This window comes from Streptomyces sp. NPDC014764, assembly GCF_043082785.1.
Lineage (GTDB): Bacteria > Actinomycetota > Actinomycetes > Streptomycetales > Streptomycetaceae > Streptomyces > Streptomyces althioticus.
In genome coordinates, this window is sequence record NZ_JBIBXY010000039.1 from 1 (window position 1) to 7,768 (window position 7,768).

Annotated in this window: 6 protein-coding genes and 1 pseudogene; 4 read left to right on the forward strand and 3 right to left on the reverse strand. The window is 67.5% G+C overall.

Features of this window, described 5'->3' with window-relative positions; translation table 11 throughout:
* Positions 1-278 precede the first annotated feature (278 nt).
* Entirely contained in the window at positions 279-1,394 is a 1,116-nt protein-coding gene (locus tag ACF1AG_RS34580) for a DUF4231 domain-containing protein (RefSeq protein ID WP_387799128.1), read from the reverse strand.
* Between the two features lie 90 nt (positions 1,395-1,484).
* Here ACF1AG_RS34580 and ACF1AG_RS34585 point away from each other — a divergent pair.
* Positions 1,485-1,698, forward strand: a pseudogene (locus ACF1AG_RS34585) (helix-turn-helix domain-containing protein); the annotation flags it as partial.
* Positions 1,682-1,870, forward strand: coding sequence for a DUF6207 family protein (locus ACF1AG_RS34590; protein WP_387799125.1), 189 nt, complete (start codon positions 1,682-1,684; stop codon positions 1,868-1,870). The pseudogene ACF1AG_RS34585 and the gene ACF1AG_RS34590, both read left to right, overlap by 17 nt.
* Positions 1,871-2,421: 551 nt before the next feature.
* Here the strand turns inward: ACF1AG_RS34590 and ACF1AG_RS34595 are convergent.
* Positions 2,422-3,342, reverse strand: a complete 921-nt coding sequence (locus ACF1AG_RS34595; RefSeq protein WP_387799123.1) for a hypothetical protein — start codon at positions 3,340-3,342, stop codon at positions 2,422-2,424.
* Entirely contained in the window at positions 3,339-3,896 is a 558-nt protein-coding gene (locus ACF1AG_RS34600) for an RNA polymerase sigma factor (RefSeq protein WP_387799121.1), read from the reverse strand. The genes ACF1AG_RS34595 and ACF1AG_RS34600 overlap by 4 nt, the downstream gene beginning before the upstream one ends.
* Before the next feature lie 705 nt (positions 3,897-4,601).
* Here ACF1AG_RS34600 and ACF1AG_RS34605 point away from each other — a divergent pair.
* The gene (locus ACF1AG_RS34605; protein WP_387799119.1) at positions 4,602-4,883 is read left to right on the forward strand and encodes a hypothetical protein; all 282 of its coding nucleotides are present in this window, start codon (positions 4,602-4,604) and stop codon (positions 4,881-4,883) included.
* A gap of 284 nt (positions 4,884-5,167) precedes the next feature.
* Positions 5,168-6,556 carry an IS1380 family transposase gene (locus tag ACF1AG_RS34610; RefSeq protein WP_391811042.1) on the forward strand — a complete coding sequence of 463 codons (1,389 nt, stop codon included), beginning with the start codon at positions 5,168-5,170 and terminating at the stop codon, positions 6,554-6,556.
* The last annotated feature ends 1,212 nt before the right edge of the window (positions 6,557-7,768 follow it).

Sequence of the window (7,768 nt, forward strand, 5' to 3'; positions counted from 1 at the left end):
GACTTCCCACGGCTTCGGCCGCGCCACCTCGCACCCCCGGATCATCAGTCCCGGAGTGATCCAACCACCTCGAAGATCATTTCGTTAGGAGTTCTAAAGCCGATCATCGACGAACGCATGGAACAGCAACGGTTGCGGCGGCCGTGGCGGGTGTACGAGGTGACCTGCCCCGACTGCGGCCAGGAGCCCGAGCAGCGGTGCAAAAGGCTCACTCGTAGCCAAGCCGGATGCCGAGTGCGCTTTGCTCTTCGGAACCCACCAGGCACGGCGGGATATCCTCAACCGGCCGCAGGCGGCTGACCAGTGGGTGTGGTCTGGTCGGCGGGCTGGTCCAGTTGCTGCTGGCGGCGCCGCTGCTCGTTGCGGTGTTCTTCGACCCGCTGGGTGAAGAGCTTCAGTGCCTCCTGCTCCTGGTCGGCATCGAAGTCGCTGTAGGGGCCGACGCCAAGCGTGAAGGCGTTGGCCTCCTCCTCAATGGCGTCGGCGGTCTGGAGCAGGAAATAGCTGCGTTCGCGGTACTTGTAGTAGCCGGTGAAGGCGGCTGCCAGCGTGACGGTGAAGCCGATGGCGACGATCGTGATGTTCTGCCAGGTGAACTGGTTGCGGGTGTCCAGGGCGGCGACGGTGGTCGTGGACGCAGCCCCGATCATGATGAGGTTCTGCAGCGTGTTGTGGATGAGCCGGTACTTGCGGCTGTCCGTCCGGTGCTGCTCGATTACCCCGGCCACGTCCTCGCGGTAAAGGCTGCGCCGCTCCTTCAGCGTCGGGTGGATGAGCGCGCTGAGAAACCGGAGAGCCTCACGGTTCGTTGCGAGCATGTCCTCTAACTGGGCCAGGCTCAGCTGGTTGCGGGGAGGCGCGACGACCCAGGCGACCACGCCGGAGACCAGCGCCAGCACTCCGCAGGTGATGTCCACCCGCAGGAACCGGGAGGACGAGCCCCAGGCCAGCACGGTCCATGACAGGCCCGCCAGGACCGCGCCGCCGGCCACTGTGAGGGCCACGCCCACCGTGCGGACCCTCCTCCTTCGCCTCACTAGGTCCCGCTCCGTCTGCCTCACGTCGTGCCTCAGCTTGCGCAGCGAGAAGTGTTCATCGGCTTCGGCCTGCCGTTGTTCGGCACTCAGGTGTTCATCGGCGTCGCTGATCCGGCGGGGCGCGTCGTCGTCAAGACTGCGGGCCACGGGGCTTCGGTCCTCTCGTGTGCGTAGGCTCAGCCGCCTGCTGGTGCGATCACCGCACACTGCCACGGGGGCTGAGGCGGTGTCAGCGGACTGATCAGCCAGCTCGGCGGCGGGATTCAGCGCATGGCCGGGGTCCGAGACGCCCACACCGACGTCCTGTACCTGGTCGTGGCTGCCGCCCCAGCCATCCCCGCTGCGGAACGCCAGCATGAAGCGTCGCCTCTCATCCTCAAGAGCGGCCGTACGGCATCCGTACGGTGCAAGTACGCGAACCGTACGGTTTATGTCAGGAGGTGTTCCATGTCCGGGTTGTTCGACGTGGTCGACGCGCTGGTTGCGTCCCGCTCTCGGCTGCCGCCGGCGGAGGAGCGCAAGCGGTTGCGAATTGCGCACGGCCTGACGCTGGACGACGTCGCCAGCGCGCTGAAGGTGCGTCGGGCCACGGTGTCCGCCTGGGAGTCGACGAAGAAGCCGACCGAGCCGCGCAGCCCCGAAGCGTGACGCATACGCGCGGTGTCGACGGCGGCGAGACCGCGTTCGCGTTCCACGCGATGCTGGCGGCGCGGTGGGCGACGACGTTGGTGGAGCGCGCCACCAGGGATGCTGGCCAGGCGGGTGTGCGGCTGCGCTGCTACCTCGATATGCGTCAGCCCCTGACGGAACCCGCCGGGACGGGCGAGCCCTGATAGTGCGGCGGAGGGGAGGGCTACCGGGCGAGGGTGATAGTGACGGGCTGGTCCGGGCAGTTCGTGGTGGCCCGGGTCAGGGTGTCGCGTTCAGCCTCATCGGCGGTGAGCTGCCAGCGCAGTTTGGTGGCGATCCAGTCGCAGCTTGCAGCCCGCGGCCTGCGGAGACGAGGGCACGCACAGCGGGTCCTTCCGGAAGATCCGACGAGACGAGTCGTGATCTTCGTAGCGGGAGGACGCTCGCCCAGGAGGCAGATCCGCCTGGGGTTCACTCCGGGGTCTGAAATGTCAGACCAGCGGCCCGGCTCCACAGGACTGCCCGCACCGCTGGCTCACGCTGCCCTGCCGTGAGCGCCGGATGAGAGGGATACGCTGGGAGCGAGGGGCTGCGGCTGGCTACTGGAGCTGTCGGTACGTCCTCCACGTTCCTCCCTGCCCGCAGGCACCGAGAGCTGCTCCTGGTGAGGTCTGCCTGACCCCCGTGCAGGCTGAAGCCGGCTCTGCAGGCAGCTCTGCCGGCGGGGACCGAGTGAGTGGCACTGGAGACGAGTTCACGCGCACGTGAGGCTGTCGGGGATGTTGGTCATGCCGCGTTGAGTGATCATGTAGATCCCTGATCCTGGTGCCGATTCGATCGAGTAGAGCTTGAGCAGTTCGGTATCGACGTAGGGCGGCCAGCTCGTGGTCTCCTCTGACCACCACAACCCGTCCAGTTTGACCCCTGTCAGGTTCGCCTGACGCAGGTCCGCGCCGATGAAGTCGTCCAGGAGGCTCAGGAGGACCTCGTAGTCCGGGCGGAGATTCTCACTGAGACCAAGCTGGGCGACCACCTCTGCGGTCAGAGCTCGCAGCAGGTCCTGAGCCCGCGCGACGGCGCCTTCTAGGGCAAGGGCGTAGTGAGTGTCCCCGTGCTTCTCGACGTACTCGAGCACGCACAGCAGATCCTGTGCACACAGGGTGGCCTGCGAGGGAAGTGCCTCGGCATCACACTCGACAAGAAGCGCACGAGTGCAGTTGCCAGCCATCATCCTGTCGGTGTCAAACCGGTGATTCGGGCCTCCCTCCCGCGGTTCGCGCAGGCATCGGGCGTCCTCCTGCTGTGCCAGGCCTCGAGCGCGTTCGAGGGAACGGAACGCTGCCTGCGCCAAGTGCAAGGCGTGCGCGAGAGGAGAGGTCCGCACAGCCAGACGGGCCTCCACCGACACCGCCTCGAACCACAGGCCGGGGCCTTGGCTCAGCTGTGCCGGAGCGGTTTCCCTCGGCAAGAACCCGGGCGAGTCAACGCCCCCCGCCAGAATGGCCGCCAGCCCGCCCGACAGATCCAGGACGCTGGCCAGTCCAGATTCGAGCTGCGCCTGGTCCCTCTCCACCCAGATCTCGCTCAGGCCGGCCTTGAGGTCAAGAAGGTCTGCGAGCCCCGTGTCGAACTCAGTGTTCTCCTTCGCCCACCACTGTTCGAACACGTCCGTCATCGGTCTTCACGCTCCTCACGTTGTTGCAGGCGAGCAGCAAGCACGCGGCGGGCCTTGAGAAGGCTGGCACGTACGGTTCCAGGACTGATGCCCAGCTCCTCAGCGATCTCCGAAGGGGAGTGGCCGTCATATTTCCAGGCCATGATCTGCCGCTGACGAGGAGGAAGATCGGCCAGCAACCGCAGAAGGTCCTGCTGCTGCTCCCATGCCGCAGCAGCGTCCGGTGAGGAGAGAAGCGGAGAAGGCTCCGGAACCTCCTCGCAAAGGTCTGCCTCAGCGCGGCTGACATACCGGACGAGCTCTCGGGATGCGACCCGCCGCGCCCAGGCCTGCGGGTTGTCGATCTCCTCCCACTTCCGGAACGCTTTGATCATGGTCTCCTGGGTGATCTCCGCCGCTATCGCCAGACGCGCTCCCTGCCTGATGAGGAAGCCGACCAGCGTGGGCGTGAACTCCTTATAGAAGGCCTCGAACTGTGCGGTGGAAGGGAAGGCAGAAGAACTTCGGGCCGGTTGTGCCGTGCCCGTGGCTTCCCGCGGTTCACGATCGCTCATGCTCACTGCTCCCGTTCACGACCAGGCGCAGACGGGTTCCGTCCCCGCACTGTCCGTCGAACCGCCCTCCCCGCGGGAGGGCCTGAGCGATACCAACGAGGTAGGTACCCCGCGCCTGCTCTTGCCGCACGCGCCAGCGAAGGCGAAGCCACAAGGCCAACGGGGCGGTCACAAGGCCCGCGCATAGAACCAGAGTTGAGAAGTCCATACTAGGTAGAGGGCTTTGAACCGGTGAGCGTGAACTGCTCCCACAGATTGCACGACGACACCGTCCTTCCTCTCGCACCGGACGTGACGAAGAGCCGGCCTTCCCCAGGGGGCAGCCAGGTCAGGCCGGGGCAGCCCTCGCGCTGGCAGACCCCCGGGACCTGCCCGGGATGATGCGGTATCCCGTCGGGTTTCAGCAGGCCGCGGTCGATGAACCAACACGAAGGCGAACCTCCGCGCCACAAGACGGCCACCAGGGGACAGACCGTCGAACGGCGTTGACCCACCGTGGGAAGGCGACCCCGCACTGTGACGAGACAGCACGAGACCCCGGGCAACTACCCGCCCGGGGTCTCGGCACGCTGGCATGTCCAAGATCGCCGCTCAACGCCGGAGCATTCACGTCGCGTCCGGTCGGGCAGGCCGCTCATCCAGCGTTGTCAGTGGTCCGTCTTAAGCTCATGAGCTCATCGCGCTGAGCAAGGAGAGTGTGTGCCCATGGCCATTGACTTCGCTGCTCTACATGAGCCGCTTGTGGAATGGGTCCACGACCAGACGGCCGCGGATGCATCCGAGTACGTGACGATCACCCCCTTCGGTGAACTACACGGTCTCAACGAGGAGCAGTCCTTCCGGCTCCTGGAGACGTGCAAGGAATGGGGCCTGCTGAGCGATCACTACGCCACGATGGGTGACCCGGCGGCCAACCTGACACCACGCGGACTGCAGTGGATGCAAGAACCCAACGCCAGCGCGCTGACCCCAAAGCGCGCGCCGTAGCCGCCAGGCCTGCTGACGTGGCTGTGGCATCAGAAGAATGACGGTGTGGGGCACCCCAATGTCGAGGCCATCCTCCAGTCCCCGCTCTCACTCTTCGCGGGGGAGCGACTGACACCAGCCGAATTCGACCGCGCCGGGGCCTACCTGCTGTCCAAAGGACTGATCCTGGATCCACCGTGTGACGGTCGTCCTGTGGACGAAGAAATCAGAAGAGGTGCCTGTTGACCTGCGACGATGGGAGTTCCTACGCTTCCATCCAGCACGATCGGCAAGGCACCTCTCGCATGAAATTCTCCCATACGGCCGCGGCGAGCTTCGCGGCGTTCGATGACCCGAATCTGCTCGCGTACAGCGGGCTCGCCCCGGCGGTGCGGCTGGCCGAGCGGTGCGGTCTGCCCGGCCTGGTCGCCGAGAAGGTGAAGGTCACCGGCGCGGGCAACGGGGCCGGGACGGCGGTCGACGCGAAGGTGATGTCGTTGGTGGCGGGCATGCTCGCCGGAGCGGACAGCATCGACGACCTGGACGTCCTGCGGCACGGCGCGATACGCAAGGCGTTCTCCGGAGTGCGGGCCCCGTCCACGTTGGGCACCTTCCTGCGGGCGATGACCTGGGGGCATGTGCGTCAACTCGAGTCTGCCGCACGGGCCTTCACCTGCAACCTTGCCGCCCACTGCAACCTGCTGCCCGGCGGCAACGGCATCGTCCACCTGGACATCGACTCCAAGGTCAAGCAGGTCTACGGGGCGGCGAAGCAGGGCGCCGAGCATGGTTACACCAAGGTCCGCGGCCTCCACTTCCAGATCGTCACCGCCTCCACCCCCATCGCGGCCCCGGTGATCGTCGCCACTCGCCTGCGCAGGGGCTCGGCCGGCTCCGCCAAGGGCGCCGCCTCCTTGATCGCCGAGGCGATCAAAGCGGTGCGGTCCATGGGAGCGACAGGGACGATCGTGGTGCGGGCCGACTCCGCGTTCTTCTCCCACAAGGTCGTGGCCACCTGCCGCCGGGCCGGAGTCCGCTTCTCCCTCGCCGTCGCCCAGCGCAAGAAGATCCGCGAACGGATCGCGTCGATCGACGAGGACGTCTGGACAGCAATCAAGTACCCCAAGGCCATCTACGACCACGACGAGGGGCGCTGGATCTCCGACGCGGAGGTCGCCGAGGTCGAGTACACCGCGTTCACCGGGAAGGCGAAGAAGTACCGCACCACCGCCCGCCTCCTGGTTCGCCGGGTCAAGCGTCTGAACCCCACCTCGGTGCCGGACGGGCAGGGTGAGCTGTTCGCCACCTGGCGCTTCCACGCGGTGTTCACCGACACCACCCTCGCGCTGGTCGAGGCCGAAGCCGATCACCGCCGCCACGCGATCGTCGAGCAGGTCTTCGCGGACCTGGAGGACTCCGCACTCGGGCATCTGCCCTCGGGGAAGTTCACCGCGAACGCCGCCTGGCTCACCCTGGCCGCCCTCGCCCACAACCTCACCCGCGCGGCCGGCACCCTGGCCTCCACCTTCCACGCCCGCGCCAGAACCGGCACCATACGCCGCCAACTCATCACCGTCCCGGCCCGGCTGGCAGCGGGAGCACGCACGTTGACCTGGTACTTTCCCGAACACTGGCCCTGGCAGGACGCCTTGGAGAACCTGTGGACAGCCGTCGGGCACCGCCTGAAGACCTGACCACCAAGCCCACCCGCCCACCCACGAAGGACCACGGAGACCCCGCCACCGGAACGGCCATCCGGCACCCACTCCTGCCCACCAGAAGAAATCCACCGCGAGAAGCCTCGAAATTTACTCATCGACTTCTACGCGGTGGATGCAGGATGAAAGAAGAGCCCTTTTGGCCCTTTTGGTAGCTCGCGGATGTCGAGTCCAGTGAGGAGCAAGGGGCCCTGTTGCCGAAGTGTCGCCCCCGCCCGGATGACCGTGCCTATCCGGGCGGACAGTGGCCCGCCGTAGTCCGCCGCCGACAGCGGGACCAGCCAGTCGCGTCCTACCCGCTCGCCCGACCTGCGGAAGAACGCCCCGTAGGCGGGCAGCGGCCGCGGCCGCCCGGCGCCGCTGTCCCTCCACAGCGGCTCGACCATGACCGGATCCACCAGCGCGTTGGCCACGGCCGCCACTTCCGGGAGGATGACCGGATCCCGGCCCGCAATCCGCCACCGCTCGGACCGCCCGGGCGTCGTCGCCCGCCACGTGGTGCAAGCCTGTGCGGCCAGATCTCCTTACGCGCCCGGTGCAGGGCCTCTTCCCACCTGCGGGCCGCGACCGCGTGTGCCAGGGTGAGAAGCTGGCCGGGCTCGGCTCCGGCCTGCCCTGCACCGGGCGCCACCCCGTCCACCGCGGCTGCGCGGCCGCCACTTGTGGGACACCGCGCAGGGCGGGGTGTCCCAGCGGCTGGTCGGCGTGCGTCCAGCAGCCGCCGCTCGTGCCGGGCACACCCCCGCTCCCAGCACGGGCCTGCCGCACCGCCCGCACCGTCTGCCCGGTGCGGGCGGTGCTGGCGGTGCGGGCGGTGCGGGTGGTGCGGGTGGTGCGGGTGGGGGAGTTGCGGTACGTCCGCAGCCGCTGTACACCGGCGGCCGGGAGGCCGTAGCGGTCCGCGGCCCGGCTGGTCGGCGACGAGTTCAGCTCTCCGGCCGGCGGCACATCCGTGACGCTCCTGCTGTCACGGTTCTCCCTCCACTCCAGCCTGAAGTGGCCCCGGGGGTGGCCGGGCGGGTGCGTCGTCGTCTCTGCTGGTCCCGTCTGCGTGGCGGCGGTGGGTTCGTGTCGGTGTATGTCCCGGGGTGGGTTAGTGGGTGGGTGTGTGTTCGTTGTTTTTGTTGGTGTGGGGGATGAGTTGGTCGAATTGGTGGAGGTGGTTGGGTGTGGTGAGGGGTATGGCTG

What these genes read in the sequence shown, in the direction of transcription:
- ACF1AG_RS34595 (WP_387799123.1), bottom strand. Translation starts at nt 3,342, where the DNA reads ATGACGGACGTGTTCGAACAGTGGTGGGCGAAGGAGAACACTGAGTTC.
- ACF1AG_RS34600 (WP_387799121.1), bottom strand. Translation starts at nt 3,896, where the DNA reads ATGAGCGATCGTGAACCGCGGGAAGCCACGGGCACGGCACAACCGGCC.
- ACF1AG_RS34605 (WP_387799119.1), top strand. Translation starts at nt 4,602, where the DNA reads ATGGCCATTGACTTCGCTGCTCTACATGAGCCGCTTGTGGAATGGGTC.
- ACF1AG_RS34610 (WP_391811042.1), top strand. Translation starts at nt 5,168, where the DNA reads ATGAAATTCTCCCATACGGCCGCGGCGAGCTTCGCGGCGTTCGATGAC.
- ACF1AG_RS34580 (WP_387799128.1), bottom strand. Translation starts at nt 1,394, where the DNA reads ATGCTGGCGTTCCGCAGCGGGGATGGCTGGGGCGGCAGCCACGACCAG.